The 25,799-nt window shown below is 62.0% G+C and carries 23 protein-coding genes; 6 read left to right on the top strand and 17 right to left on the bottom strand.

Annotated features, from left to right (window positions below; all coding sequences use genetic code 11):
• Positions 1 to 28: 28 nt before the first annotated feature.
• The 5 genes from M5C71_RS23835 to M5C71_RS23815 form a co-directional block, all read right to left on the bottom strand.
• The gene (locus tag M5C71_RS23835) at positions 29 to 220 is read right to left on the bottom strand and encodes a hypothetical protein (RefSeq protein ID WP_103494921.1); all 192 of its coding nucleotides are present in this window, start codon (positions 218 to 220) and stop codon (positions 29 to 31) included.
• Positions 221 to 407: 187 nt separating this feature from the next.
• The gene (locus M5C71_RS23830; protein ID WP_248768868.1) at positions 408 to 920 is read right to left on the bottom strand and encodes an ATP-binding protein; all 513 of its coding nucleotides are present in this window, start codon (positions 918 to 920) and stop codon (positions 408 to 410) included.
• Between the two features lie 195 nt (positions 921 to 1,115).
• A complete protein-coding gene (locus tag M5C71_RS23825) occupies positions 1,116 to 2,222 on the bottom strand; it encodes an NADH:flavin oxidoreductase/NADH oxidase (protein WP_103494919.1) in 1,107 nt (368 codons plus the stop codon).
• A 345-nt stretch (positions 2,223 to 2,567) separates the two neighbouring features.
• On the bottom strand, positions 2,568 to 4,277 hold the full coding sequence (gene recJ / locus M5C71_RS23820; RefSeq protein ID WP_103494918.1) for a single-stranded-DNA-specific exonuclease RecJ: 1,710 nt from the start codon (positions 4,275 to 4,277) through the stop codon (positions 2,568 to 2,570).
• Between the two features lie 8 nt (positions 4,278 to 4,285).
• Positions 4,286 to 4,828 (bottom strand): YaeQ family protein, encoded by a 543-nt coding sequence (locus tag M5C71_RS23815; RefSeq protein WP_100944687.1) that lies wholly within the window; start codon positions 4,826 to 4,828, stop codon positions 4,286 to 4,288.
• Between the two features lie 138 nt (positions 4,829 to 4,966).
• Here M5C71_RS23815 and M5C71_RS23810 point away from each other — a divergent pair, with 138 nt between their 5' ends.
• Together M5C71_RS23810 and M5C71_RS23805 are read left to right on the top strand one after the other, a co-directional pair.
• Entirely contained in the window at positions 4,967 to 6,166 is a 1,200-nt protein-coding gene (locus tag M5C71_RS23810; RefSeq protein WP_248768867.1) for a CaiB/BaiF CoA-transferase family protein, read from the top strand.
• A 51-nt stretch (positions 6,167 to 6,217) separates the two neighbouring features.
• Positions 6,218 to 7,117, top strand: coding sequence for a TIGR02285 family protein (locus M5C71_RS23805; RefSeq protein WP_103494916.1), 900 nt, complete (start codon positions 6,218 to 6,220; stop codon positions 7,115 to 7,117).
• A 162-nt stretch (positions 7,118 to 7,279) separates the two neighbouring features.
• Here M5C71_RS23805 and M5C71_RS23800 read toward each other — a convergent pair whose 3' ends face one another.
• The gene (locus M5C71_RS23800; RefSeq protein WP_248745219.1) at positions 7,280 to 7,570 is read right to left on the bottom strand and encodes a DUF3509 domain-containing protein; all 291 of its coding nucleotides are present in this window, start codon (positions 7,568 to 7,570) and stop codon (positions 7,280 to 7,282) included.
• Positions 7,571 to 7,790: 220 nt separating this feature from the next.
• Between M5C71_RS23800 and M5C71_RS23795 the strand changes: the two genes are divergently transcribed.
• The gene (locus M5C71_RS23795; RefSeq protein ID WP_248768866.1) at positions 7,791 to 8,420 is read left to right on the top strand and encodes a response regulator transcription factor; all 630 of its coding nucleotides are present in this window, start codon (positions 7,791 to 7,793) and stop codon (positions 8,418 to 8,420) included.
• Between the two features lie 12 nt (positions 8,421 to 8,432).
• Here the strand turns inward: M5C71_RS23795 and M5C71_RS23790 are convergent, their stop codons facing one another.
• The 11 genes from M5C71_RS23790 to ffh form a co-directional block, all read right to left on the bottom strand.
• Entirely contained in the window at positions 8,433 to 9,698 is a 1,266-nt protein-coding gene (locus M5C71_RS23790; protein WP_248768865.1) for an EAL domain-containing response regulator, read from the bottom strand.
• 87 nt (positions 9,699 to 9,785) lie between these two features.
• Positions 9,786 to 13,310 (bottom strand): transporter substrate-binding domain-containing protein, encoded by a 3,525-nt coding sequence (locus tag M5C71_RS23785; protein WP_248768903.1) that lies wholly within the window; start codon positions 13,308 to 13,310, stop codon positions 9,786 to 9,788.
• 203 nt (positions 13,311 to 13,513) lie between these two features.
• Positions 13,514 to 14,923 carry a threonine synthase gene (gene thrC / locus M5C71_RS23780; protein WP_248768864.1) on the bottom strand — a complete coding sequence of 470 codons (1,410 nt, stop codon included), beginning with the start codon at positions 14,921 to 14,923 and terminating at the stop codon, positions 13,514 to 13,516.
• Positions 14,924 to 14,953: 30 nt separating this feature from the next.
• Positions 14,954 to 16,258: a homoserine dehydrogenase gene (locus M5C71_RS23775; protein WP_248768863.1), complete on the bottom strand. Its 1,305-nt coding sequence runs from the start codon at positions 16,256 to 16,258 to the stop codon at positions 14,954 to 14,956.
• Between the two features lie 139 nt (positions 16,259 to 16,397).
• On the bottom strand, positions 16,398 to 17,129 hold the full coding sequence (locus M5C71_RS23770) for a DsbC family protein (protein ID WP_177099710.1): 732 nt from the start codon (positions 17,127 to 17,129) through the stop codon (positions 16,398 to 16,400).
• A gap of 132 nt (positions 17,130 to 17,261) precedes the next feature.
• Complete coding sequence (gene xerD / locus M5C71_RS23765; RefSeq protein WP_248768862.1) at positions 17,262 to 18,158, bottom strand: site-specific tyrosine recombinase XerD; 897 nt, start codon at positions 18,156 to 18,158, stop codon at positions 17,262 to 17,264.
• A 228-nt stretch (positions 18,159 to 18,386) separates the two neighbouring features.
• A complete protein-coding gene (rplS, locus tag M5C71_RS23760; protein ID WP_100944697.1) occupies positions 18,387 to 18,737 on the bottom strand; it encodes a 50S ribosomal protein L19 in 351 nt (116 codons plus the stop codon).
• A gap of 45 nt (positions 18,738 to 18,782) precedes the next feature.
• Positions 18,783 to 19,535, bottom strand: a complete 753-nt coding sequence (trmD, locus tag M5C71_RS23755) for a tRNA (guanosine(37)-N1)-methyltransferase TrmD (RefSeq protein WP_100944698.1) — start codon at positions 19,533 to 19,535, stop codon at positions 18,783 to 18,785.
• 3 nt (positions 19,536 to 19,538) lie between these two features.
• Positions 19,539 to 20,075 carry a ribosome maturation factor RimM gene (gene rimM, locus M5C71_RS23750; protein ID WP_103494908.1) on the bottom strand — a complete coding sequence of 179 codons (537 nt, stop codon included), beginning with the start codon at positions 20,073 to 20,075 and terminating at the stop codon, positions 19,539 to 19,541.
• Between the two features lie 5 nt (positions 20,076 to 20,080).
• On the bottom strand, positions 20,081 to 20,332 hold the full coding sequence (gene rpsP, locus M5C71_RS23745) for a 30S ribosomal protein S16 (RefSeq protein WP_017124058.1): 252 nt from the start codon (positions 20,330 to 20,332) through the stop codon (positions 20,081 to 20,083).
• Positions 20,333 to 20,584: 252 nt separating this feature from the next.
• Positions 20,585 to 21,961, bottom strand: coding sequence for a signal recognition particle protein (gene ffh, locus M5C71_RS23740; protein ID WP_100944700.1), 1,377 nt, complete (start codon positions 21,959 to 21,961; stop codon positions 20,585 to 20,587).
• Between the two features lie 197 nt (positions 21,962 to 22,158).
• On the opposite strand from ffh, the gene ccsA reads away from it, so the two are divergent.
• From ccsA to M5C71_RS23725, 3 genes are all read left to right on the top strand, one after another.
• A complete protein-coding gene (ccsA, locus tag M5C71_RS23735; protein WP_152740179.1) occupies positions 22,159 to 22,971 on the top strand; it encodes a cytochrome c biogenesis protein CcsA in 813 nt (270 codons plus the stop codon).
• 15 nt (positions 22,972 to 22,986) lie between these two features.
• Positions 22,987 to 24,222 (top strand): transporter associated domain-containing protein, encoded by a 1,236-nt coding sequence (locus tag M5C71_RS23730; RefSeq protein ID WP_152740178.1) that lies wholly within the window; start codon positions 22,987 to 22,989, stop codon positions 24,220 to 24,222.
• A gap of 226 nt (positions 24,223 to 24,448) precedes the next feature.
• Entirely contained in the window at positions 24,449 to 25,765 is a 1,317-nt protein-coding gene (locus M5C71_RS23725; protein ID WP_248768861.1) for an MFS transporter, read from the top strand.
• Positions 25,766 to 25,799 lie beyond the last annotated feature (34 nt).

Genomic DNA, 25,799 nt, shown 5'->3' with positions numbered 1-25,799 from the left:
TTTGTCTGAGGCCCCCGTCGTACAGGCTTCAAAACCGCGAAACGCCCTCCATCACATTCAACAGGCAGCCCAGCGCATTGCGGTCCTCTTCCGACAACGCGCGATAACGCGCCACCAGTTGCAGTTCCTCATCGCTGAGCTTGCGCACCCTGGGTCTGGGCGCGGCCCTGAAGGTCCAGAGAAACAGCATGAAACCGAAGATACTTCGCTGCTTTGACATGGACGCCTTCCCTCTGTGACAGGACCGGAATCGCCTGGAAAAACCGCCTCAGACTTAGCCTAAGGGTAGGAACAATCCGAATTCACCTAAGATCATTTCGAAATTTCCAGAAGGAAAATCTCCTTAACTGTGCAGGGCAGCCCCACTGGTATCCCGATGATGACAGGTGAATATCCTCCGAGCGGGCTCATTCATACCGCACCACCTCAAATGCTTCCTCCACTGCCGGCGCTTCGAAATAGCGGGAAATCACCTCGAACTCGGCCTCGGTGGTCTTGAACGGGTGATCGCCCATTTCATTGCGGACCTTCAGGCGCGCCCTGCACACGTCATCGCCCACATCGAGAAAATGCAGCCGATGGGCAACGCCCGCGCGCTCAAAGACCGACCGGGCCCAAAGCCGGCTGGCCACGGTATTGGACGGAAAATCGAGCACCACCGAGATCCCCGCTTTCAATAGAGCAACGAGATGCTCGGCCAAGGCCCCGCGCAAGCGGGTGGCGCAACGCACGTAGTCGGTGATCTCGCTGATTTCTCCCGGATACAGCCGCGCAAGCCAGACGTCCTCGCTGATCAACACCGTCGAGGGTGCCGCTGCCAGATGTTGCGCCAGCGTCGATTTGCCTGCACCGATCTTTCCACAGACCAGGTGCAGGGTCGGAACAGTATCGCCAGGGCCAGGGGTTTCAGGTTGCGACATTTCAATCTCCTTTTGACGTCCAGTAACCCAGAGAAGCGGTCAGAAAAAACCCGCCTCGGTGGGCGGGTTTCGGGTGTTTTCAGAACACGCGTCAGCCCACCCTCGGATCGAGGGTGGGAATAATCGAGATGTTCAAATGTGAGCTCATGAAACCGACCTTATTCGCTCAAACGCCTTACAGCAAGCTTCCAACCCTCAATCACGCAAATCCGACTCATGAATCGGCTGATCGCGATGGGTCGCACGCTGATACTGCGCCGGCCAGATCGCCTTGCGCCCTCCCAGGTCATCATCGGCATGCAGCGGCCAGTAAGGGTCGCGCAACAACTCACGGGCCAACAGGATCATATCCGCCTGGCCGGTGCGCAGGATATGCTCGGCCTGGGCCGGTTCGGTAATCAATCCGACGGTACCGGTGGCGATATCGGACTCCTTGCGTACGCGCTCGGCAAAACGGGTCTGATAACCGGGACCCGTGGGGATTTCCGCATTGGCAGCGGTGCCGCCCGAAGACACGTCGATCAGGTCGACACCCAAGGCTTTCAGACGCCGCGCCAACTCCACCGTTTCGTCCGGATTCCAGCCGTCTTCCACCCAATCGGTCGCCGACACCCGCACAAACAGCGGCAACTCGTCAGGCCAGACCGCCCGCACCGCTTCGGTTACCTGCAACACCAGACGAATCCGGTTTTCGAACGAACCACCGTATTGGTCACGGCGCTGATTGCTCAAGGGCGATAGAAACTGGTGCAGCAGATAACCATGGGCCGCATGCACTTCGACCACTTTGAAACCAGCAATCAGTGCCCGCTTGGCGGCCGCGACAAACGCCTGGATCACCTCGGCGATCTGGCTCTCGTCCAGGGAGGTGGGCGATGTGTGCTGCGGATCGAAGGCAATCGACGAAGGGCCGACCGGGGTCCAGCCACCGTCCTCGGGCTTGACGCTGCCATGCTTGCCCAGCCAGGGTCGATGGGTGCTGGCCTTGCGCCCGGCATGGGCCAGCTGGATCCCCGCCACCGCGCCCTGGGCGGTGATAAACCGGGTGATGCGTTGCAGCGGTTCGATCTGTTCGTCGTTCCACAGGCCCAGGTCCTGGGCGGTGATCCGGCCATCGGCGGTGACCGCGGTGGCTTCGGTGAAAATCAGCCCGGCCCCGCCCACCGCCCGACTGCCCAGGTGGACGAGATGCCAATCGTTGGCGAGGCCGTCGACACTGGAGTACTGGCACATAGGCGAGACCGCGATGCGGTTGAGCAAGGTCAATTGGCGAAGGGTATAGGGTTCGAGCAGCAGACTCATGGGGCACCTCTCAAATCAAGTGGGCTGGCTCCAGGGTTCTGTTAGAACGTCGGCAAGTGACAAGAGTGGTGGAGAACCGCCCCCCAGCGGGTAAAAAACAGGACGACGTCACAAGACCATTCAGACAGTGCTTACAGACTAGTCGACAACGGCACAGGCGGGAGGGTTCAGCGGATTTAAACCGGCTGAATCGCCTGTAACCTGCCCTCATAACATCGATCAACACGGTCCCTGCAGGAGCCGGCTTGCCAGCGATGGCGTCCGGGCAGGCGATGCAAGACCCCAAGGCCTCATCGCCGGCAAGCCGGCTCCCACGGAAGACGGACCGCATCCCCTCAACAGGTCTCAGCGCGGCTCGATATGGGCAATCATCAACTGTACGCTTTCCTTGCCACGGAACTCGTTGAGGTCGAGCTTGTAGGCCAGCTCCACCCAGTCGACCCGCGCGTTGGTCCACAGCTCCGGATCGATACCGAAGGCAATACCATCAAGTTTCAGCGAACCGCATTCGCTTTTCAGCACCACCTTCAGATGCCGCTCGCCGACGATGCGTTTTTCCACCAGTTGGAACACACCATGGAACAGCGGCTCGGGGAAATGCTGGCCCCAGGGACCGGCATTGCGCAGCGCCCGGGCCAGTTCCAGGTTGAACTCCTCGATGGCCAGCGAACCATCGGTCTGCAGGCGTCCGGTCAGGTCGTCTTCCGACAGCTGACGGCGCACTTCGGCGTCGAAGGCTTCGGCAAACAACGGGAAATTTTCCTGGGGCAGGCTCAGACCCGCCGCCATGGCGTGACCGCCGTACTTGCCCATCAGCTCCGGGTATTGCGCCGCCACCACGCTCAAGGCATCGCGAATATGGAATCCCGGCACCGAACGGCCGGAGCCCTTGAGCATGCCATCGCCCGCATCGGCAAAGGCGATGGTCGGACGGTGATAACGCTCTTTCATTCGCGAGGCGAGGATACCGATCACCCCCTGGTGCCAGTCCGGCTCGAACAGGCACAGGCCGAACGGCATCGACTCCAGCGGCAGGTCCTTGAGCTGGGCCAGCGCTTCGCGCTGCATGCCCTGTTCGATGGACTTGCGGTCCTTGTTCATCTCATCGAGCTGGCTGGCCATTTCCAGGGCCAGGGCCGGGTCCTCGCAGAGCAGGCATTCGATGCCCAGGCTCATGTCGTCCAGGCGCCCCGCCGCATTCAGACGCGGGCCGAGGATAAACCCCAGGTCGGTGGAGGTCAGCCGTGAATGGTCGCGCTTGGCCACCTCCAGGATCGCCTTGAGCCCCGGCCGCGCACGCCCGGCGCGAATCCGCTCGAGGCCCTGGTGCACCAGGATGCGGTTGTTGGCATCCAACGGTACCACGTCGGCGACGCTGCCCAGCGCCACCAGGTCGAGCAGTTCGCCGATATTTGGCTGCGGCGCGCTGGCGTACCAACCCAGGCTGCGCAAACGCGCACGCAAGGCCATCAGCACGTAGAAAATCACCCCGACGCCGGCCAGGGCCTTGCTCGGAAACTCGCAGCCCGGCTGGTTGGGGTTGACGATGGCATCGGCCGCCGGCAATTCGCTGCCGGGCAAGTGGTGGTCGGTGACCAGCACCTGAAGCCCCGCCGCCTTCGCCGCCTGCACACCCTCGATGCTGGAAATGCCGTTGTCCACGGTGATCAGCAATTGCGGCTCGCGCTGCAAGGCCACGGCGACAATTTCCGGAGTCAGGCCATAGCCGTATTCAAAGCGGTTCGGCACCAGGTAATCGACATGGGCCGCCCCCAGCAGGCGCAGACCCAGAACCCCGACCGTGCTGGCGGTGGCGCCGTCGGCATCGAAGTCGCCGACGATAAGGATGCGCTGACGCTGCTCCAGCGCCGTCACCAGCAGGTCCACTGCCGCGTCGATGCCCTTGAGTTGCTGGAAGGGAATCAGCCGCGCCAGGCTCTTGTCCAACTCGTCCTCGGACACCACGCCACGCGCGGCGTACAGGCGGGTCAACAACGGCGGCAGATCACCGAGAAACGGCAGTGTGGCGGGCAGCGGGCGGGGTTCGATACGCATGGGAATAATTAACCGCGCTCGCCCATCAGCCATTCCAGCTGGACTTCATGCTGGCCACGATCGTCGGTGACGAAGATCGTGCCTTCGCTGATCATCACGTCCCACTTGATCACCCGCGGCATGTCCTTGGCCAGGGTCTCGAGGATTTCCTGGGGCACGGCGGCGATATTCACGTTCTTCAGGTTCTTCACCGCGTCGACCACCTTGGTCTGCCAGACCCGCAGGCTGCCGTAGGCCAACAGACTGGTACGCTCGGTACGACGGGAGCACCAGGTCAGGCGATCGGCGTCCGGCTGGCCGACTTCGATCCAATGCAGTACACGATCATCCAGGCTCTTTTCCCACAGTGCCGGCTCATCCACTTCCGACAGACCCCGACCAAAGGACAGCTGCTCGTTGTACCAGAAGGCGTAGGCCAGCAGACGCACGGTCATGCGTTCCTCGGTTTCCGACGGGTGGCGGGCGATGGTCTGGTTGACGCTCTCATAGACCCCGCGATCCAGGTCGGTGAGGTTCAGGTTGAATTTGTAGGTCGTGGACGGCTGGGCCATGAACAGGGCTTCTAAGGACGAGGAAAGGCGGCCAGTCTAACCGATACGCGGGGCAAGCAACGACTGCTCGCAGTTATGCGGATGGCGCCAGCCATGATAAAAGGCTCTATTGCCCCGTGTTGTCCTACAGGATCTACCATGCCGCTCACCGCCAAACCCCTTTCCGGCCTGAAGGTCATTGAGCTCGGTACCCTGATCGCCGGCCCTTTCGCCTCCCGCATCTGCGCCGAATTCGGCGCCCAGGTGATCAAGGTCGAATCGCCGGACGGCGGCGACCCGCTGCGCAAATGGCGCAAGCTCTACGAGGGCACCTCGCTGTGGTGGTTTGTCCAGGCGCGCAACAAACAATCCCTGACCCTGAACCTGAAACACCCGGACGGCCTGGCCATCCTCAAGCAGTTGCTGAGCGACGCGGACATCCTGATCGAGAACTTCCGCCCCGGCGTGCTGGAAAAGCTCGGTCTCGGCTGGGAAACCTTGCATGCGCTGAACCCGAAACTGGTGATGGTGCGCCTGTCGGGCTTCGGCCAGACCGGACCGATGAAGGATCAACCAGGCTTCGGCGCGGTCGGTGAGTCCATGGGCGGCTTGCGCTACATCACCGGCTTCGAGGACCGCCCACCGGTGCGCACCGGGATTTCCATCGGTGACTCGATTGCCGCGCTCTGGGGCGTGATCGGCGCGCTCATGGCCCTGCGTCATCGCGAAGTCAACGGCGGCAATGGCCAGGTGGTGGACGTGGCCTTGTACGAAGCGATCTTCGCCATGATGGAAAGCATGGTCCCGGAGTTCGATGTGTTCGGCTTTATCCGCGAGCGCACCGGCAACATCATGCCGGGGATCACGCCCTCTTCGATCCACACCACGGCCGATGGCAAGCATGTGCAGATCGGCGCCAATGGCGATGCGATCTTCAAGCGCTTCATGCAGGCCATCGACCGCAACGACCTGGCGGACGACCCGGTACTGACCAGCAATGATGGCCGCGACGGCCGGCGTGACGAACTCTATGGCGTGATCGATCGCTGGGTGAACAGCCAATCGCTGGACGCGGTGCTCACCACCTTGAACCAGGCCGAGGTGCCGGCCAGCCGGATCTACAGCGCCGAAGACATGTTCAGCGACCCGCAGTTTCTCGCCCGGGAAATGTTTATCCAGGCCAAGCTGCCCGACGGCAAGGCTTTCAAGATGCCGGGGATTGTGCCGAAACTGTCGGAGACCCCGGGCTCCAGCGAATGGGTCGGGCCGGAACTGGGCGAGCACAACACCCCGATATTGGCTAGCCTCGGTTATGACGCCGCGCAGATTGCCCGCTTGCGCGATAGCGGCGCTATCTAGGGTGCCGTGGTGGCAAGACTTTGACCTGACTGCGCAGAAGGTATGGACCTCATGAGTCCTCGATTTCTCTGGCAACACGTGCTCTGTCGACGACCAGCCCTCGCCCTGCTGGCGGCGCTCGCCTGCGCCCTGCCGAGCGTTGCCGAGGCCAAGGACACGCTGATCTGGTTGCTGCGGGACCTACCGCCACTGACCATTTTCGACGGCCCGCAAAAAGGCCTGGGCGCCATCGATCAACTGCGCCAGCTGTTGACCGCCGCCATGCCCGAGTACGAGTACACATCCTTCCGGGTCAACCGCGCACGGGCCATGCAGATGCTCGCCGAGCCTTCGTTCACCTGCGACCCGGTCCTGCTCTGGACCGCGGAGCGAACCAAGAAAATTGTCTTCTCGATTCCCAGCCTCGGCCTGGCCAGCAACGGGCTGGTGGTACGCCAGGAGGACCGTCGGCTGATCGAGCCGTTTGTCCAGGACGGTGAGGTCGACCTCGCCGCCCTGCTGGCCAGCGACCAGCTCAAACTGGGGATTGTCGCTGGACGCAGCTACGGCCAGTCGATCGACGATCTGTTGCAACGGACAGCCGCGACCCACCTGACGCCGCATTTCGGCAACGATGCCCTCGGCAACCTGTTGCAAATGCAGCGTCTCGGACGCTTGACCGCGCTACTCGGCTACTGGCCGGAAGTCCGCTACCTGGCCCAGCAACAAGGTATCGCCACCGAGAGCCTGGCGTTCTATCGGCTCAAGGGCACCGCCAAGTACCAGTTCATTCGCGTCGGTTGCTCGGACACGGAGCAGGGGCGCACGGCTGTCGCGCACATCAACCAGATCCTGCGTGAAGTGCGCCAGCATCAGTTGCTCGATTTCTATGTGCAATGGCTCGACCCGCAACAACGGGACAGCTATCGGGAAGACGCCAGGCAGTTTTTCCTGGCGCCTGAGGACCAGTGACAAACGCCGGACAAAAGAAACCCCGAGAAGTGGGGAAACGACTCGGGGTTAAACGTGGCCCACAAAGACCAGTACGACAAGCTACAAGCACCGGAGCACAATGCCTGATCCTGCCGTTATAAATCTGACACCCCTTTCGGAAAAAAGGTTCCCCAAAAAATTCTACACTCGAGCCGAGCGGAACATCTTGTCCTCAGCCGCATGACGCAAGGCCGCGATCACGCAGGGTTCCAGGCGTCCTTCGGCAATGCGCAGGTCGCGATGCAACCCATCGACCACATCGGTCAACAAGCGCTTGTCGTTGAGTTGCGCCTGGCTGATTTCACGGGTCAGCAGGATCAGGCCGGCGCGACTGTTCACCGTCAGCAGACACTCACCGTGACTGCCCGAGGGCGTCAGGGTGACGGGATAAGGACTCAATGCTTCATTCAGCAACAGACTGATACTTTCCATCTCGATCACCACTCAATAGTCAAAACCCGACAGGTCAAAAACAAGGGGGCTGGAGTCAAAGACCGCCAGTCAGAGAAGAAAGTTCGTCAAGCCAGCTAACCTGATATCGGTAGAAGCCGCGCCTCAAGACGCTGCGTCTACCGTTCCATTGCGAGCATGAACGAGAAAGATGACAGAGAGAAAACAACGAAATTCAGCGTCCCCGCCGCCTTTGCGCATCATGCTGGCAGACGATCATCCGATTTTCCTGATCGGCCTGCGCGCCGTCCTCGAACGCGATCCCGGACTGAGTGTGGTCGGCGAGGCCAGCTCGCCAGAGGATCTTCTGGAGCTTCTGCAACGTTGTACCTGCGAGGTACTGGTCACCGACTTCATGATGCCGGTCGAACAGCAGAGCGACGGCCTGCGCATGCTTGAAAGCGTGACTCGGCAACACCCGCAACTGCCGGTCGTGGTGGTGACCATGCTCAACAACGCCGGGCTGTTCCGCTCCATTCTCGATCTCGGGGTCATGGGACTGCTGAGCAAGGCCAGCCTGGCCGCCGAGCTGCCGGAGGCCATCGCCCAGGTCCGCCACCGACGGCCCTATGTGGCCAACTCGATTCGCCAGACCCTGGCGCTGGCCGGCGAGGTCGGCGAACACCGCCTGGGCGACCAGGAGCAACTTTCACCCCGGGAGCTGGAGGTGACACGCCTGCTGGCGGCCGGACGCACCGTCGGTGAAATCGCCACGCAGTTGTGTCGCAGCAAGCAGACGGTGAGTGCGCAGAAGGTCAGCGCCATGCGCAAGCTCGGCCTGTCCAACGATGCGGCGTTGTTTCTCTACCTGCAGGAACATGGCCTGGCCTGAGTGGGTCGGACGCTACAGATTGACGCTGTGCAGGGCGGCGTGTTTCAAAGGCCCGGCCAAGGGGTAAACCGGGCCGAACCCCGCCACTTCAAGCCAGGACAAGAGTTCGGCGCGGCTCATGGACACGGCGACGAAGTCCCCCTGAACCAGCGAGTCGCCCAGGGCCATGACGGCCTGGTAGTCGCTTTCGCTCTCGATCCCGCTGAGCACCACCTGCAAGTTCATGCCCCGCGCCATGCGCAAGGCTCCGGCGACAATCGCCGACTTGCGTGAATCCGCGGCCATCCCGACCACGAAGGGCGCGGTGATCTTCAGTTCGGTGAAAGGCAGTTCGAGCAGGCGCTGCAGGCTGCCGCCGCCCATGCCGAAATCGCCGACGGACAGCTGGCAGCCCAGCATGCGCAACCTCAGCAAGCCTTCAGTCAGCGCAACGCTGCTGCTGGACTCGGCGCTTTCCAGTACCTCAAGGGTCAAGCGCTCGGCGGGTAACTCGAAGCGCTCCAGCAAGGCCTTCAGCCGCTCGGCGAAGTCCAGTTGCTCCAGCAGGCTCCCCGGAATACTCACCGCCAGCGGCAAGGCCTCATCCGTGGCGAAACGTACCTCGGCCGACAGACTCACCGCCAACTCCAGCACCTGCCAGATCAGCGGCTGCGCCAGCCCCGCGTACTCCAGTACCGGCATGAAACTGCCAGGCAGCAACAGGCCTTGCTCCGGATGCTGCCAGCGCGGCAACACCTCGACCCCGGCGACTCGACCGTCATGGGTCAGCTTGGGCTGAAAGTGCGCGGTCGCGTATTTTTCGATAGCCGAAGCCCCGGCGCAGGCCTGGAGTTCGTGCAGCGACAGCAACTCGCAGACCTGGGCCAGCGGCAGGCCAGGGCGCTGCCGGGCGAAACGTTGCTGGTAGCTCGCCAGCAAGTCCGCCAGGGCCGGGGCCGACGCCGGTTTGCGCAGGCAGCCGAGGACATGCAACCCCTGCTGGCGTGCCATATGCGCAGCCCCCTCGAGCACCTCCTGCTCGGCACTGCTGAGAATGATCAGTGCCTGCGCTTCCCGCCCCTCGGCCAGGGAACGAATCAACTCCAGGCCGTCACCCGCCTCCAGTTGCAGGTCGCAGATGGCCACATCGATAGGGCCGCGATTGGCCAACGACTGGCGGGCACTCTCGACGTTTTCCGCCGTCAGCACATCAAAGACGCCGGTGGCATTGAGCATCTGGTGCAGGGCCATCAGTTGAAAAGAGTTGTCTTCGAGAATCAGGACTTTGAGTGCTCGCATCGAGGGTCTCCACAAAATAAGGCGGTCGTGGTCCGCAATGACCCTCGACTTTAATCAACCGCCCACCCGCGCCCCATAGGACAAGTCCTAAAATGCCGGGATATCCGCCTGCAGATGCGGCTCGATATCCTCCAGCACCCGTTCGATGGCCTGCTTGAGTGCCTGCCAGTCCGCCGCCACCCGTTCGTTGGACTTGAGCCGCACGCAGCTGTCGAGGTCGGCGCAGGCATGGGCCAGGGCGATGGCATCGATCAGACAGGCGATGCCCTTGAGCCGATGGACCGCTACCGCCAGGCCTTCCCAGTTGTGCAACTCGGCCGCGACCTCCAGGGCCCCGCGCTCCTGTTCGAGATTCTTGCGCAACTCCAGCAACATGCGGCGCATGACCTCCGCATTGGCACAGGTCATGGCGCTCAGGGCCTGAATATCAAAGGAACGCCCGGGCACGATGCTCGCCAGCAGTTGCGCCAGCTCGTCCAGGGAAACCGGCTTGACCAGCAGTTCGGTCATGCCCGCCTGCAGGCAGCGTTGGCGTTCGTCGCTCATGGCATTGGCCGTGCAACCGACCACCGGGCACGGCGGACGCCGCTCCTCGGCCTCGATCCGGCGTATCGCCTCGGCCAGCGCATAGCCGCTCATGTCCGGCATATTGCAATCGGTGATCACCAGATCGAACGGTTCCTGCTGCAAGGCCTGTAACGCCGCCTCGCCACTCTGGCAGGCAACGACCTGCTGGCCGAGAAAGCTCAACTGCTGCTTGAGCACCAGGCAGTTGGCGGACAGGTCGTCGACAATCAACACCTTGAGCGACGGCAGCCGAGGCCTGGACTCCTCCACTGCGGCAGGCGCGGCCGGGGCCTGCTCCACGGGCTTGAGCGCCAGCTCGATGCGCACCCGCGTGCCGTCTCCCGGCCGGCTCAACAAGACGATACTGCCGCCCATCAACTCCACCAGTTGCTTGCAGATACTCAAGCCCAGGCCCGTGCCGCCATATTCTTCATCGGCCTGACCACGGATCTGGACAAAGGGCGCGAAGAGCGTCTTCTGCTGTTCGAGGCCGATCCCCTTGCCGCTGTCTTCGATGCTGATGCGCAGGGTTTCCAGGTCCGCGGTGCACGACACACTGCACACGTGAATGTGCACGAAGCCCTCGGCGGTGAATTTCAGCGCATTGCCGATCAGGTTGTTCAACACCTGGCGCAAACGCAGCGGGTCGAACCAGTAATCCCCCTCCAGCCCTGGCTCCACCTCCAGGCTCAGCTCAATGCCCTTGCCCCGCGCCGCGGCCTCGAACAGTTGCAGCACGCTTTCCAGAAACCCGACCAGGGAACCGGCACGCAACGCCAGGTGCATGCCGCCGGCCTCGATCTTCGCCAGATCGAGGCTGTCGCCGATCAAGGCCGTCAGTTCCTGCGCCGATTGATACGCCACCTGCAGCGCCTGGGAGAGTTCCTGTCCATTGGCCCGAGCCTGCTCGCGCTCGAGTTCGAGCAGGCCGATGATGGCCACCATGGGGGTGCGGATCTCATGACTCATGGTGGCCAGGAACGCGCTCTTGGCCTGGTTGGCCTGCTCCGCCTGCTGGCGCGCTTCCATCAGCTGGGCCTCGAGCTGCTTGCGTTCGGTGATGTCGATCCAACCACCGAGCAGTCCCTGCAACTGCGCCTCCGCCGAGTAGAACGGCACCATCCACTGATAGATATCGATCCGGCCGCTGGCGAAGTCGAGCTGGCGGTCCTGGAACAGCGGCTGCTGGGTCTCGAACAACTGGATAAACTCGGCATGCAGTTGCTCCGCGGTGGCCTGGGGCAAAATATCCACTTCGGTGATCCGTCGGCCCTGTACCTGCTCCAGGGTGGTGGCAAAACGTTCCTCGTAACTGCGGTTGCAGGTTATCAGGCGACCGTCCAGGTCGCGCACGAAGATGGGATTGGGGATACCGTCCAGCAAGGCGCGCTGGAAGGCCAGCTGATCGCTGAGCTCCTGTTCGGCCCGGCGGCGCTGGCGAATCTGGACGTTCAGTCGGCGGTTCCAGGCCAGGGACACGCCCCCCAGCAGGATCATCACCGCCGTCAGGCCATAGACCCAGCGCGGCACCCGCTCCCAGACCGGGCGCATCGGCGCCACGCCGATCGCGCCATGCCATTTGATCCGCAACGCGCGCAGCTCGGCCACGGGAAACGCCTCCAGGGCCTTGTTCAGGATACTGAGCAGTTCCGGCTCGGTCTTGACCACCGAGAAACTGTCCGCCGACCAGAGTCCCTCGACACTGCGCCCGACCTTCAGTCGTCCGGGTGGATACAGGTAGGCCCGCGTATCGCTCTGGATCGTCGCGGTCGCCTCGCCGCGCTCGACCATCGCCCTGGCCTCCTCCGGCGTCTTCACCGTGATCAGTTGGATATCCGGGTAGTTTTTGCGGATCATCGGCTCCAGCGCATGTTTCTCCGGCATCACCAGCACCCGCCCGGACAACTGCGAGAGCGAGCCGAGGGGCGAGTCGTGCACGCGCACCACGAACACCCAGGCGCTGCCGCCAAAGGCATAGGTGAAGTTCAGGAAGGTCTTGCGCTCGACACTTTCGGCCAGCGTGGTGCTCATCAACGCCTTGCCGTCGTGAAGCAGATCGACGCTTTCAGCCGTGGAGCCGGTTTCGCGGAACTCGAATTGCAGGCCGGTCATGCGCGAAATGCGCGACAGCAGGTCCGGATTGAGGCCGACCCAACGGTTGTGACCATCCTTGTAGATATGCGGCGGATACGGCTGGGCCACCACCGTGACCTTGGGGTGACGGTCGATCCAGGCCCGCTCCGCGGCGGTGAGACTGATGCGCTGCTGGGTGATGTCCGAGCCGAAGCCGGTGGTCCAGCGGGCGAGGATCTCCCGCCGCGTGGCGTTGTCGGTATTGTCCAGGACCCGCTCCACCAGAGCGCTGAGCACATGATCGGACTCACGCGTGGCAAAGGCGAAGCCAATCGGCGGCAAGTCGCTCTTGTCCTTGATGTGCACGCCCATGTAGGGCCGCAGGCTCTTGTAGGCGCGGACAATCACCTCGTTACCGATAAACGCCTCGACCTCGCCCTGGGACAACGCCTCCAGGGCACTGTAGAGGGTCGGGGCGAGGATGATTTCGCTCTGCGGGTAGGTGGCGTGTACCACCTGGGCGTCGGCGTAACCGTCGAGCAGCACCACCTTCTTGCCGTTCAGGTCGTGAAAGCCATGACCGCCGACGCGGCCGACGATCACCGAACGGTCCGGCATATAGTCGCTGGAGAACGTCAACCCGGGCACGCCTCGCTCGTAACCGTTGGCACTGGTGAGGATATCGATCTGCCCGCTGCGCAGGGCCTCGACCGCCTGGTCGCGCTCGCCGAAGCCGAGGACCTGGACTTCGACCCCCAGGCGATCGCGGATCAGCCCGACGTAATCGGCACTGATGCCCTGGTAGCGGTTGCGATCGTTGGTGATGTCGACGGGTTCATAGTCGGCAACCGAAATCCCCACCCGCAAGGTCCGTTCGGGCCCCAGCCATTGCTCCTCCTCCGGGCTCAGGGACAGCCGGTCGACCTCGACGAACGATGGCGGCAAGCTGAACGGCAGGCCCTGGGCCGCCATCGCACTGACGGGCACGCAGAGCAACAGCCACCCGCACAGACTGGCCAGAACGGATTGTATGGATCGACCCAAAAACACCATGACGAACTACCTGCCCCCTTCGGTCCATTTCAGGAAATGGCAAAAAAACAAGGCAAGTTTGACATGCGAAAACGATAAAGCCCGCCAAGGGGCGGGCTTTAATGTGTGACCGTTCTAGTCTGTCAGAGCGGCTTACCACGGTTACCATGCTGGCTGACAAAGGCCTGGACGACTTTCAAGTCATTGGCCAAGACAGTGCAACGCTCATCTCGCTCAAACAAATCGGAAAGGTGTGCAGGCAGCTCGAGTGCTTTTCCTACGCCAGCCTTCTCCACAGCCTCAGGGAATTTGACCGGATGCGCGGTCCCCAGGATCACCATCGGGATGTCCAGGCTGCGTCGGCACTCACGGGCCGCGCGCACGCCGATGGCGGTGTGCGGATCGAGGACTTCACCGCTCTGGGCGAAGACTTCGGCGATGGTCTCGCAGGTCTGGGCATCATCCACGGCCAGGGAGTCGAACAGCTTGCGCGCTTCACTCCAGCGGTCCTGGTCGACACTGAAACCGCCACCCTGCTTGAAGGTGTCCATCAGCCCGGCGATGGCCGCGCCGTTGCGCCCGTGCAGATCGAACAGCAGGCGTTCGAAGTTCGACGAGACCATGATGTCCATGGACGGCGACAGGGTCGCGTGCAGGGTGTCCTTGACGTACTGGTTGCCGCTCATGAAGCGATGCAGGATGTCGTTGCGGTTGGTCGCGACGATCAGTTGACTGATCGGCAGGCCCATGTTGCGTGCCAGGTAGCCGGCGAAGATATCGCCGAAGTTGCCGGTCGGTACCGAGAACGCCACCGAACGGGCCGGGCCGCCCAGTTGCAGGGCGGCGTGGAAGTAGTAGACGATCTGGGCCATGATCCGCGCCCAGTTGATCGAGTTCACCGCGACCAGGCGTGTGCCCTTGAGGAAGCTCTGGTCGGCGAAGCTGTTCTTGACCATTTCCTGGCAGTCGTCGAAGTTGCCTTCGATGGCGATGTTGTGGATGTTGTCGCCGAACAGGGTGGTCATCTGCCGACGCTGCACCTCGGACACCCGGTTGTGCGGGTGGAGGATGAAGATGTCGACGTTCTCGCAGTGCTTGCAGCCTTCGATGGCGGCCGAGCCGGTATCACCGGAAGTCGCGCCGACGATCACCACGCGCTCGCCACGTTTGGCCAGCACGTAGTCGAGCAGGCGACCGAGCAGTTGCAGGGCGAAGTCCTTGAACGCCAGGGTCGGGCCGTGGAACAGCTCCAGCACCCATTCGTTGCCGTTCAGTTGGCGCAGCGGTGCCACGGCGCCATGGGAGAAGGCGCCGTAGGTTTCCTCAAGGATCTTCTTGAAGTCCGCATCCGGAATGCTGCCGGTGACGAACGGGCGCATGACCCGGAACGCCAGTTCGTGATACGGCAGGCCGGCCCAGGAAGAGATTTCCTCCTGGGTGAAGCGCAGCAGGTTTTCCGGCACATAGAGGCCGCCGTCGCTGGCGAGGCCCGCCAGCAGCACGTCTTCGAAGTTCAGGGCCGGTGCCTGGCCACGGGTACTGATGTAACGCATGAAAAATTCCTCTTGATCGGCAGCGCCGGCTTAGTTCAAGTGCTCGACACGGATCCGCACGACAGGGCCGACCACGCCTTGCAGGGCCTCCAGCGCCGCGATGGCGTCGTTGATATGCTGTTCGCGCACGCGGTGGGTCAGCAGGATCATCGGCACCAGGCCGTCGTGTTCTTCGACTTCCTTCTGCATGATCGATTCGATATTGATGCCGCGCTCCGACAGGATGCTCGCGACCTGGGCCAGCACGCCCGGGTGGTCCTTGGCCTGGATGCGCAGGTAGTAGGCGCTTTCGCACTCTTCGATCGGCAGGATCGGGTGGGCCGACAGCGAGTCCGGCTGGAAGGCCAGGTGCGGTACACGGTTTTCCGGGTCGCTGGTCATGGCGCGAACCACGTCCACCAGGTCGGCGATGACCGACGAGGCGGTCGGTTCCATGCCGGCACCGGCCCCGTAGAACAGGGTCGAACCGGAAGCGTCGCCATTGACCATCACCGCGTTCATCACACCATTGACGTTGGCCAGCAGGCGGTCGGCCGGGATCAGCGTCGGGTGCACTCGCAGCTCGATACCGGCGGAGGTGCTGCGGGCCACGCCCAGGTGCTTGATGCGGTAGCCCAGGGCCTCGGCGTAGTTGACGTCGGCGGTGGTGAGCTTGGTGATGCCTTCGGTGTAGGCCTTGTCGAATTGCAGCGGGATACCGAAAGCAATGGACGCCAGGATCGTCAGCTTGTGCGCGGCATCGATGCCTTCGACGTCGAAGGTCGGATCGGCTTCGGCGTAACCCAGGGCCTGGGCTTCGGCCAGCACGTCTTCGAAGGTACGGCCCTTCTCGCGCATTTCGGTGAGGATGAAGTTACCGGTGCCGTTGATGATACCGGCGACCCAGTTGATACGGTTGGCCGAGAGGCCTTCGCGAATCGCCTTGATCACCGGGATACCACCGGCCACCGCGGCTTCGAACGCAACGATCACGCCCTTCTCGCGGGCCTTGGCGAAGATTTCATTGCCGTGCACGGCGATCAGCGCCTTGTTCGCGGTGACCACATGCTTGCCGTTCTCGATGGCGCTGAGCACCAGCTCGCGGGCAACGGTGTAGCCGCCCACCAGTTCGACGACGATATCGATTTCTGGGTTGCTCGCCACTTCGAAGACATCGTGGGTAATCGCAATACCGGTGGTCTGGAACTGAGGCTTTGGCGTACGCATGGCAATTTGAGCCACTTCGATTCCACGCCCGGCACGGCGGGCAATCTCCTCGGCGTTACGCTGAAGTACGTTGAAGGTGCCGCCACCGACGGTACCTAACCCACAGATGCCTACTTTGACCGGTTTCACTCTGAACTCCCCATGAAACGGCCGACACGAGGTCGGCCGTGGAAAACAGCCGCTGGACTGCCAGCGGCTCGCTATTGATGACCCGGAAACCCTGTCCCGCGGGCCATGCTCGTCACAGGTTGAACGTGACGAGGCTGAATTACTTGGCGGACAGTGCCAGTTTGGCAACTTGTGCCGCCGGCTGGTAGCCCGGAATTACCTGACCATCGGCCAAAACAATTGCCGGCGTGCCATTGACACCAATGGATTGACCGAGGGCGAATTGCTTGGAAACCGGGTTGGCGCACTTGGCGGCCTTGATTTCATCGCCTTCGACCATCTTGTCCATCGCCGCTTTCTTGTCGGCCGAGCACCAGACCGCCTGCAACTGCTCGTCGCCCGGCGAGCCGAGACCCTGGCGCGGGAACGCGACGTAGCGCACCTCAATGCCCATCTTGTTCAGCGCCGGCACTTCGGCATGCAGCTTGTGGCAGTACGGGCAGGTGGTGTCGGTGAACACGGTGATATGCGACTTGGTTTCGCCGATGGCCGGGTAGACCACGGTTTCGGCCACCGGAATACCGTTGATCAGCTTGGACACGCCCAGGCGTTCGGTTTTCTCGGTGAGGTTGACCGGCTTGCCGTCCTTGAGCTGGAACAGGTAGCCCTGCATGACGAACTGGCCGTCGGCGCTGGCGTAGAGCACGCGGCTACCCTTGAGCCGGACTTCATAGAGACCGGCCAGGGGGCTGGCGCTGATGCTCTCCACCGGGGTTTCCAGTTGAAGGCTTTCGAGGCTCTTGCGAATCGCCTGCTCGGCGGTGTCGTCGGCCAAGGCCAGGGAGCTGACCAGGGCGAGGGCAGCAGCGGCGAAAATCTGGGTCAAACGCATGGGAACTCCTGAAGGCGGGCAAAGGGGCCGAGGCTGATACGACCGCGGGGAAACTGATCGGTTTCAAGCGCCCGCTTTGCAAACCGATAGAGCCTATCACATAAGCCCGGCGGGGCCGAACCCCTGTGTAGCTTAGCCGCGCGGGTGATGTTTGGCATGCATATCCTGCAACCGCGCACGGGCCACATGGGTGTAGATCTGCGTGGTCGACAGGTCGCTGTGGCCGAGCAACATCTGCACCACCCGCAGGTCGGCGCCGTGGTTGAGCAGGTGGGTGGCGAAGGCATGACGCAAGGTGTGCGGCGACAACGATTTACCGATCCCGGCGACCTTGGCCTGGTGCTTGATCCGGTGCCAGAAGGTCTGGCGGGTCATCTGCTCGCCGCGCTGGCTGGGAAACAGCACATCGCTGGGGCGTCCGCCGAGCAGTTCGATGCGAGCATCGCGCATATAACGTTCAACCCAGACAATCGCCTCTTCGCCCATGGGTACCAGCCGCTCCTTGCTGCCCTTGCCCATGACCCGCAACACGCCCTGGCGCAAGTTGACCTGTTCCAGGGTCAGGCTGATCAGTTCGGTGACCCGCAGCCCGCAGGCGTAGAGCACTTCGAGCATGGCCCGGTCACGCTGGCCGATGGCCTCGCTCAGATCCGGGGCGGCCAGCAGCGCTTCCACATCGGCTTCCGACAGGGATTTGGGCAATGGCCGGCCCAATTGCGGCATCTCGACCTGCAAGGTCGGGTCGACGGCAATCAGCTTTTCACGTAACAGGTAACGATAGAAGCCGCGCACACCGGAGAGAAAGCGCGCGGTGGAGCGCGGTTTATAGGCCTGCTCCAGGCGCCAGGCCAGATGATCGAGGATCAGCTCGCGACCGGCATTGGCCAGCTCCAGGCCTTTTTCCTGCAACCAGCCGTTGAACAGCGCCAGATCGCTGCGATAAGCGTCACGGGTATTGTCGGACAGACCTTTTTCCAGCCACAGGGCGTCGAGAAACTGGTCGATAAGCGGGTGATCGATGGCGGGCATAAGGGCTCGAAAAGCAAAAGGCGATAAGCAGATGAGCATTGTGGGAGCTGGCTTGCCGGCGATGGCGTCCGGATAGGCGCTGCACGTCTCAAGGGCCTCTCGCTGGCAAGCCAGCTCCTACAAGGTGTTCACTGCAACCCAACTGTGACAGCGGCAAGCGGCTTTTTCAAAACCCGAAATGCAAAAAAGCAGCCCGTAGGCTGCTTTTTTCTGCATCGGAAGCTGGACTTAAGCCAGTTTTTCCTTGATGCGAGCTGCTTTACCCGACAGGTCGCGCAGGTAGTACAGCTTGGCCTTACGTACATCACCGCGACGCTTGACAGCCATGCTGTCGATTTGCGGGCTGTAGGTCTGGAAAGTACGCTCTACGCCAACACCGTTGGAGATTTTACGTACGGTGAACGCGCTGTTCACACCGCGGTTACGCTTGGCAATTACCACGCCTTCGAACGCTTGCAGACGCGAACGGTCGCCTTCCTTCACTTTCACCTGAACGACAATGGTGTCGCCCGGGGCAAAGGTAGGGATCTCTTTGGTCATCTGCTCGGCTTCGAGTTGCAGAATGATTTTGTTAGTCATGCTGTGCTCCTAAGGTAAATCGTTCGATCTACCATCGATACGTTGTTAACTATCGTCCCGCTCGCGGATGTATTCCTCGAGCAGCTTCTTCTCTTCTCCAGAAAGCGAGCGGCTTTCCAGAAGATCGGCGCGTCGTTCCGAGGTCCTGCCAAGGGACTGCTTCAGACGCCAACGCCGGATATGTGCGTGGTTGCCACTGAGCAACACGTCGGGAACACGCTGATCCGCATACACCTCCGGACGGGTGTAGTGCGGGCAATCCAGCAAACCATCCGTGAAGGAATCTTCCTCCGCGGAGTCCGCATGCCCTAAAGCTCCGGGCAGCAGCCGTGTAACCGCATCTATCAGGACCATCGCCGGCAGCTCGCCACCGGAAAGAACATAGTCCCCAATCGACCACTCTTCATCGACATGAGCATCTATAAAGCGCTCGTCAATGCCTTCATAACGACCTGCAATGAGGATCAAGGCTTCCTCTTTCGCCAGGTCGCGTACCGCCAACTGATTCAGCTGCCGGCCTTGGGGCGACAGGTAAATCACCTTCGCCGCCTCCCCTGCCGCTGCCTTGGCCTGAACCAGGGCGTCCTCAAGGGGCTTGATCTTCATCACCATGCCCGGACCACCGCCAAATGGGCGATCATCCACAGTGTGATGTCGATCCGTCGTGTAGTCCCGCGGATTCCAACAGGTCAGCTGCAAGAGCCCCTGTTTCACCGCACGACTGGTGATGCCGTAGTCGCTGATGGCGGAAAACATTTCGGGAAACAAACTGATCACTTCTACGCGTAGGCTAGCCATCGCTTAGAAGTCCGCGTCCCAATCCACCTTCATCTCGCCAGCGACCAGGTCGACAGCCAACACGCATTGCTCGGTATAGGGCAACAGGCGCTCGCGATCATCCAGGCTGCCCGGGCAAGGCTTGACCACCATGACATCATTCGAGCCAGTCTCCAGCAGGTGATCGATTTTCCCGAACAGTTGTCCGAGGGTGTCGATGACCTTGAGACCTTCCAGCTGGTACCAGTAGTACTCGCCGTCGGTCAGGTCTGGGAACAGGTTGCGCGGCACGCAGATCTCATAACCGGCCAGAAGACGCGCTTCTTCACGATCATCGAGATCCTTGAGCTTTGCGACCAGGAACTTGTCGTTCCCGCGTCCGCTGACCAGCTCCACCTGTTTCACGCTGCCTTCGCGCCGAAGCGTCCAGGTTTTGTAGTCCAACAGGTTTTTAATTGGATCAGTAAAGGAATAAACCTTCACTTCGCCGCGAACGCCATGAACGGAATAGATCTTGCCGATAACGATCAAATCATCGGTAGAGGCCGGCGTCGCGTTCATATTGCTCAGGCCGCAACCTTAGCGTTTTCCTTCAGCAACTGAGCAACACGCTCAGAAGGTTGTGCACCAACGCTCAGCCAGTAGGCTACGCGCTCTTGGTTCACGGACAGACGAACTTCCTGACCACGAGCAACCGGGTTGAAGAAACCCACTTGTTCTTTGTGCGAACCGTCACGAGCGTTGCGGCTGTCGGTTACGGTCAGGTGGTAAAACGGGCGCTTTTTGGAGCCGCCAAGGGCAAGACGGATTGTTAGCATGTGAACATCGTTCCTGTAGTCGGTGCTGCAAATCTAAATGCACAGCGGGCATGGGTGCCCGAAAGGCCGCATATTCTAAGGAATATACGGACTTTTGCAAATGACTTTTTCCGGCGCCCGGCGCCGTGCAATCTGGATTTGCCATAGAGCCGTCGTTAAAACGGCAGGTCAGCTCCCGCTGAACGCGGGTTTACTGGCGACCCCCCGCATCCCTGCGGGGGTAGCGCCGACCGTCAGGTCGACGCGAATCTTTTACATTTTCGGCATGCCGCCGCCGGGCAACATACCGCCCATGCCGCGCATCATCTTGGCCATACCGCCTTTGGCGGAGAATTTCTTCATCATCTTCTGCATCTGCTTGTGCTGCTTGATCAAGCGTCCGATGTCCTGCACCTGGGTACCGGAGCCCATGGCGATCCGACGTTTGCGCGAACCGCTGATCAGCTCAGGGTCGCGGCGCTCGGCCGGGGTCATGGAGTTGATGATGGCTTCCATCTGCTTGAACTGCTTCTCGGCCGCGCCCTGGGCATTGCCCATCTGCGCCAGATTGACCCCGCCGATATTCGGCAGCTTGTCCATCAGGCCACCGAGGCCGCCCATGTTCTTCATCTGTTGCAGCTGGTCGCGGAAGTCTTCGAGGTCGAAGCCTTTGCCTTTCTTCAGCTTTTTAGCCAGTTTGTCGGCTTTGTCCTTGTCGAGGGTCTGCTCGGCCTTCTCGATCAGACTGAGCACGTCGCCCATGCCGAGGATGCGCGAGGCAATCCGCTCCGGGTGGAAGGGCTCGAGCGCTTCGCTCTTCTCGCCCATACCGATAAATTTGATCGGTTTGCCGGTGATGGCCCGTACCGACAGTGCGGCACCGCCACGGGCGTCGCCGTCGACCTTGGTCAGGATCACCCCGGTCAGCGGCAGCGCATCGCCAAACGCCTTGGCGGTGTTGGCGGCATCCTGGCCGGTCATGGCGTCGACCACGAACAGCGTCTCCACGGGCTTGATCGCCGCGTGCAGTTGCTTGATCTCGGCCATCATCTCGTCGTCGATGTGCAGACGACCCGCCGTGTCGACGATGACCACGTCGATGAACTTGAGACGGGCTTCCTTGATCGCCGCCTCGGCGATGTCCACCGGCTTCTGGCTCAGATCGGACGGGAAGAAGGTCACGCCGATGTCGCCAGCCAGGGTTTCCAGCTGCTTGATGGCCGCCGGACGGTAAACGTCGGCCGAGACCACCATCACGGTTTTCTTCTTGCGCTCTTTAAGGAAGCGCGCCAGCTTGCCGACGGTGGTGGTTTTACCCGCGCCCTGCAGACCGGCCATCAACACCACCGCAGGCGGCACGGCGCTGAGGTTGAGGTCTTCGTTGGCGGCGCCCATCAGGCTTTCGAGTTCGGCCTGGACGATCTTCACGAACGCCTGGCCCGGGGTCAGGCTGCGCGACACCTCGGTGCCGACCGCGCGGTCCTTGACCGAATTGACGAAGTCCTTCACCACCGGCAGGGCGACGTCGGCTTCGAGCAACGCCATGCGCACTTCACGCAGGGTGTCTTTGATGTTGTCCTCGGTCAGCTTGGCCTTGCCGGTGACATGGCGCAGCGTCTGCGAGAGACGGTCGGTCAGGTTTTCAAACATGCGCGATCCTTTGAGGCCCTTATGGAGACCGAAGTGATGGCTGCCGGAACAAGGAAAAACAGCGCCTGGCGAGCCTGCGGCGTGGGCAGGTCGCGGATTATAGCGGAGACTGCATGCCGCCACTAGCGCCACGGTCTTTCGTGGACCGGGGGTTCTATGCCAAACTCAGCGTCTTTCGGGCTTGCCTAACAGGACTTATGCTCCCTTTGTCACCCAGTTTGCTGACCAGCCTCGCCGCCGCCTTCATCTACGCCGCTGCGACCCTCTATCAGGGCACCCGCCTGCGCCAGGGCGCCAAGGCGAACAAACGCCTGCTGGTCGGGCTCGGCGTAGTCGCCGTGATCGCCCACGCGGTGAGCCTGCTCACCCACCTGATGACCCCGATCGGCCTGGGCCTGGACTTTTTCAACGCCGCCAGCCTGATCGCCGTCGCCGTGATCGCCCTGACCCTGGTGGCCTGCTCGCGCATTCCGGTGGAAAACCTGCTGCTCCTGCTGTTTCCGCTGGGCCTGCTGACGGTGCTGCTGGCGCAGTTCGCGCCCTCGGGCACGGTGCAGATCATCGACGAGGAACCGGGGATCCTCGCCCATATCCTGCTGTCGATCCTGGCCTACGGCATGTTCACCATCGCGGTGTTCCAGGCGCTGCTCCTGCTGCTGCAGGACCGTCAGTTGAAAAACAAGCATCCTTCCGGGCTGATCCGCAACTTCCCGCCGCTGCAAACCATGGAAAGCCTGCTGTTCGGCTTCCTCTGGGCCGGCTGGAGCCTGTTGTCGCTGTCGCTGATCTCCGGCTGGCTGTTCGTCGAGAACCTGTTCGCCCAGCACCTGGTGCACAAGACCCTGCTGGCCTGTCTGGCCTGGGTGGTGTTCAGCGTGCTGCTGTGGGGGCGCAATCGTCTCGGCTGGCGCGGGCACAAGGCGATCCGCTGGACCCTGGCCGGTTTCTGCCTGCTGATGCTGGCCTATTTCGGCAGCAAGCTGGTCCGCGAATACATCCTGCACATCTGACGGGCACACAAGACCATGGACAACTTGCCCGCCGGGCCAATGCTCGCCGTATTGGCCCTGCTGATTCTCTGGTCGGCGCTGTTTACCGCCATTGAAGTCGCGCAGCAACAAATCGCCGCCCTGCGCCCGGCTTTACGCACGGGTGAAAAACCCACCGCCAGGATGAAGTTCCCCCGCGACAGCCTGATCCTGTGCAATACCCTGTGCCGGGTCGTGGTCGTGATCATCGGCACCCTGCTGTCAATCCTGGAGTGGGGCCAGCATGGGCCCTGGCTGGCCTGCCTCGGCGCCACGGTGTTGCTGCTGGTCTTCGCCGACTACCTGCCGCGCCTGCTCGCCGTCCGTTATCCCGAACCGATCCTGGCCACCGGCAATGCCCTCCTGGGCATTCCGCTGAAGATCCTCTACCCCGTGGCCTGGCTGCTCAACGGCATCGCCCAGTTGCTGCTGCGGCCCTTTATCAGCAAGGCCGGCACGGTCAAGCAGAGCGATGAAGACCAGCCGCCCCTCGATCCGGAAGATGAACCGGAGCACCCGCCACGCAGCCCGTCGCTGTCGAGTATCAAGGCGCTGGACAACATCACGGTCAACGACATCCTGGTACCGCGCAGCGAAGTGGACGGGATCAACCTCGACGACTCCATCGAGGAAATCACCGCGCAGTTGCTGAAGAACCGCCGTACCCGCCTGCCGGTGTTCCACAACGATATCAACCAGGTCGAGGCGGTGATCAATACCCGCCAGATCCTCAATCTGCTGTTCGATGCCAACCTCACCAAAGCCGCCCTGCTCGCCGCCTGCCACGAACCGTACTTCGTCCCGGAAAGCACGCCGCTGCAACTGCAACTGCTGAATTTCCACAAGCAGCAACGGCGCCTGGGCATGGTGGTGGACGAATACGGCGAAGTGCTGGGCATCGTCACCCTGGAAGATATCCTGGAAGAAATCGTTGGCGAATTCGAAAGCGAACACAGCCTCGACAACCCGCACATCCATCCCCAGCCCGATGGCCGGCTGGTGATCGAAGGGGCCGCGTCGATTCGCGAACTGAACAAGAGCCTGGGCTGGCACCTGCCCAGCGACGGCCCGAAAACCCTCAACGGTTTGGTGACCGAAGCCCTGGAAACCATCCCGGAGAGCGCCGTGTGCCTGAAGATCGGCCGCTACCGCCTGGAAATCCTCGAGACCGAGGACAATCGGGTCAGCCGGGTGCTGGTCTGGCACACCAGTTCGGTCCCGGTTGCGCCTTGATACAGCCTGCCCCCTTGTTTGATCGATAGACGCATTCCTATAATCGGGCGGGCTTATCCAGCCCCGCCGGAACGCCCGCTTACCCGCACCTGGCCTCCTCCGGCCAGCAATGCCTTGTCATGAATCCGCCGCCGACACTCACAGCCTGTCGCACCGGAACCAGCCCTTATCCCTGGGCCTTCAATACTAATAATTCGCACGCGCAAGACTTTCAGGGACGCCCGCAATGACCTCCAGCAGCACCTTTGACACTGCCACGCCGAGCAAACCGCTGAATTCGACCTCGAGAGTGGCGACCGCCAGCTTTATCGGCACGGCCATCGAGTTCTACGACTTCTACGTCTATGCCACCGCCGCCGCCCTGGTGATCGGCCCGGTATTTTTCCCCCAGACCGACAGCACCGCGCAGATGCTCTCGGCCTTCCTGACCTTCGGCATCGCCTTCCTCGCCCGCCCGCTGGGCTCGATCCTGTTCGGCCACTTCGGTGACCGCATCGGGCGTAAATCGACGCTGGTCGCTTCGCTGCTGCTGATGGGCGTGTGCACCACTCTGATCGGCGTGCTGCCCGGCTATGCGACCATTGGCGCCTGGGCGCCGATCCTCTTGTGCCTGTTGCGCTTCGGCCAGGGCCTGGGGCTTGGCGGGGAATGGGGCGGGGCCGCGTTGCTGGCAACCGAGAACGCCCCCGCAGGCAAGCGCGCCTGGTTCGGCATGTTTCCGCAACTGGGCCCGTCCATCGGCTTTCTCGCCGCGAACGGCTTGTTCCTGATCCTGGCCATGACCTTGAGCGATGAACAGTTCCGCTCCTGGGGCTGGCGCATTCCGTTCCTGCTCAGCGCCGCGCTGGTGATGGTCGGCCTGTATGTGCGACTCAAGCTTGAGGAGACGCCGATCTTCGCCAATGCCATGGCCCGCCAGGAACGGGTGAAAATGCCCCTGGTCGAGCTGTTCAGCCGCTATTGGGCGCCGGTGCTGCTCGGTTCGCTGGCGATGGTGGTGTGTTACGCACTGTTCTATATCTCGGCGGTGTTTTCCCTGAGTTATGGCGTGGCCAACCTTGGCTACAGTCGAGAGACGTTCCTGGGACTGCTGTGTTTTGCCGTGCTGTTCATGGCCGCGGCCACGCCACTGGCGGCCTGGGCCAGCGACCGTTTCGGACGCAAGCCGGTGCTGATCCTGGGCGGGGTGCTGGCGCTGTTGTCCGGTTTCACCATGGAGCCGTTGCTGGGCCATGGCTCGACCGCGGGCGTCGCCCTGTTCCTGTGCCTTGAGCTGTTTCTGATGGGGATTACTTTCGCGCCGATGGGGGCATTGCTGCCGGAGCTGTTTCCGACCCACGTGCGTTATACCGGCGCATCGGCGGCGTATAACCTGGGCGGCATCGTCGGGGCCTCGGCGGCACCGTTCTTTGCCCAGAAGCTGGTGGCGATGGGCGGTTTGAGTTGGGTCGGCGGGTATGTATCAGGGGCGGCGGCGTTGAGCCTGATTGCGATTTTCTGCTTGAAGGAAACGCGCTACAACGATTTGAACAAGGTGGCCTGAAGATCGGCGCCACTTCTGCGCCAAGCGCGACTAT

The organism is Pseudomonas sp. MWU12-2345, assembly GCF_023242385.1.
In the GTDB taxonomy this organism is placed as follows: domain Bacteria; phylum Pseudomonadota; class Gammaproteobacteria; order Pseudomonadales; family Pseudomonadaceae; genus Aquipseudomonas; species Aquipseudomonas gingeri_D.
This window is presented reverse-complemented; position numbering and strand designations above follow the sequence as displayed.

Coding starts and splice junctions, on each gene's coding strand:
- M5C71_RS23810 (WP_248768867.1), top strand. CDS start 4,967: ATGCCGCTCACCGCCAAACCCCTTTCCGGCCTGAAGGTCATTGAGCTC.
- ccsA (WP_152740179.1), top strand. CDS start 22,159: ATGCTCCCTTTGTCACCCAGTTTGCTGACCAGCCTCGCCGCCGCCTTC.
- M5C71_RS23835 (WP_103494921.1), bottom strand. CDS start 220: ATGTCAAAGCAGCGAAGTATCTTCGGTTTCATGCTGTTTCTCTGGACC.
- M5C71_RS23800 (WP_248745219.1), bottom strand. CDS start 7,570: ATGGAAAGTATCAGTCTGTTGCTGAATGAAGCATTGAGTCCTTATCCC.
- M5C71_RS23825 (WP_103494919.1), bottom strand. CDS start 2,222: ATGAGTCTGCTGCTCGAACCCTATACCCTTCGCCAATTGACCTTGCTC.
- ffh (WP_100944700.1), bottom strand. CDS start 21,961: ATGTTTGAAAACCTGACCGACCGTCTCTCGCAGACGCTGCGCCATGTC.
- M5C71_RS23795 (WP_248768866.1), top strand. CDS start 7,791: ATGCTGGCAGACGATCATCCGATTTTCCTGATCGGCCTGCGCGCCGTC.
- M5C71_RS23785 (WP_248768903.1), bottom strand. CDS start 13,310: ATGGCGGCCCAGGGCCTGCCGTTCAGCTTGCCGCCATCGTTCGTCGAG.
- rimM (WP_103494908.1), bottom strand. CDS start 20,075: ATGAACGCGACGCCGGCCTCTACCGATGATTTGATCGTTATCGGCAAG.
- M5C71_RS23805 (WP_103494916.1), top strand. CDS start 6,218: ATGAGTCCTCGATTTCTCTGGCAACACGTGCTCTGTCGACGACCAGCC.
- rpsP (WP_017124058.1), bottom strand. CDS start 20,332: ATGCTAACAATCCGTCTTGCCCTTGGCGGCTCCAAAAAGCGCCCGTTT.
- M5C71_RS23725 (WP_248768861.1), top strand. CDS start 24,449: ATGACCTCCAGCAGCACCTTTGACACTGCCACGCCGAGCAAACCGCTG.
- M5C71_RS23815 (WP_100944687.1), bottom strand. CDS start 4,828: ATGGCCCAGCCGTCCACGACCTACAAATTCAACCTGAACCTCACCGAC.
- rplS (WP_100944697.1), bottom strand. CDS start 18,737: ATGACTAACAAAATCATTCTGCAACTCGAAGCCGAGCAGATGACCAAA.
- xerD (WP_248768862.1), bottom strand. CDS start 18,158: ATGCCCGCCATCGATCACCCGCTTATCGACCAGTTTCTCGACGCCCTG.
- M5C71_RS23790 (WP_248768865.1), bottom strand. CDS start 9,698: ATGCGAGCACTCAAAGTCCTGATTCTCGAAGACAACTCTTTTCAACTG.
- recJ (WP_103494918.1), bottom strand. CDS start 4,277: ATGCGTATCGAACCCCGCCCGCTGCCCGCCACACTGCCGTTTCTCGGT.
- M5C71_RS23770 (WP_177099710.1), bottom strand. CDS start 17,129: ATGCGTTTGACCCAGATTTTCGCCGCTGCTGCCCTCGCCCTGGTCAGC.
- thrC (WP_248768864.1), bottom strand. CDS start 14,923: ATGCGTTACATCAGTACCCGTGGCCAGGCACCGGCCCTGAACTTCGAA.
- M5C71_RS23830 (WP_248768868.1), bottom strand. CDS start 920: ATGTCGCAACCTGAAACCCCTGGCCCTGGCGATACTGTTCCGACCCTG.
- M5C71_RS23730 (WP_152740178.1), top strand. CDS start 22,987: ATGGACAACTTGCCCGCCGGGCCAATGCTCGCCGTATTGGCCCTGCTG.
- trmD (WP_100944698.1), bottom strand. CDS start 19,535: ATGGCTAGCCTACGCGTAGAAGTGATCAGTTTGTTTCCCGAAATGTTT.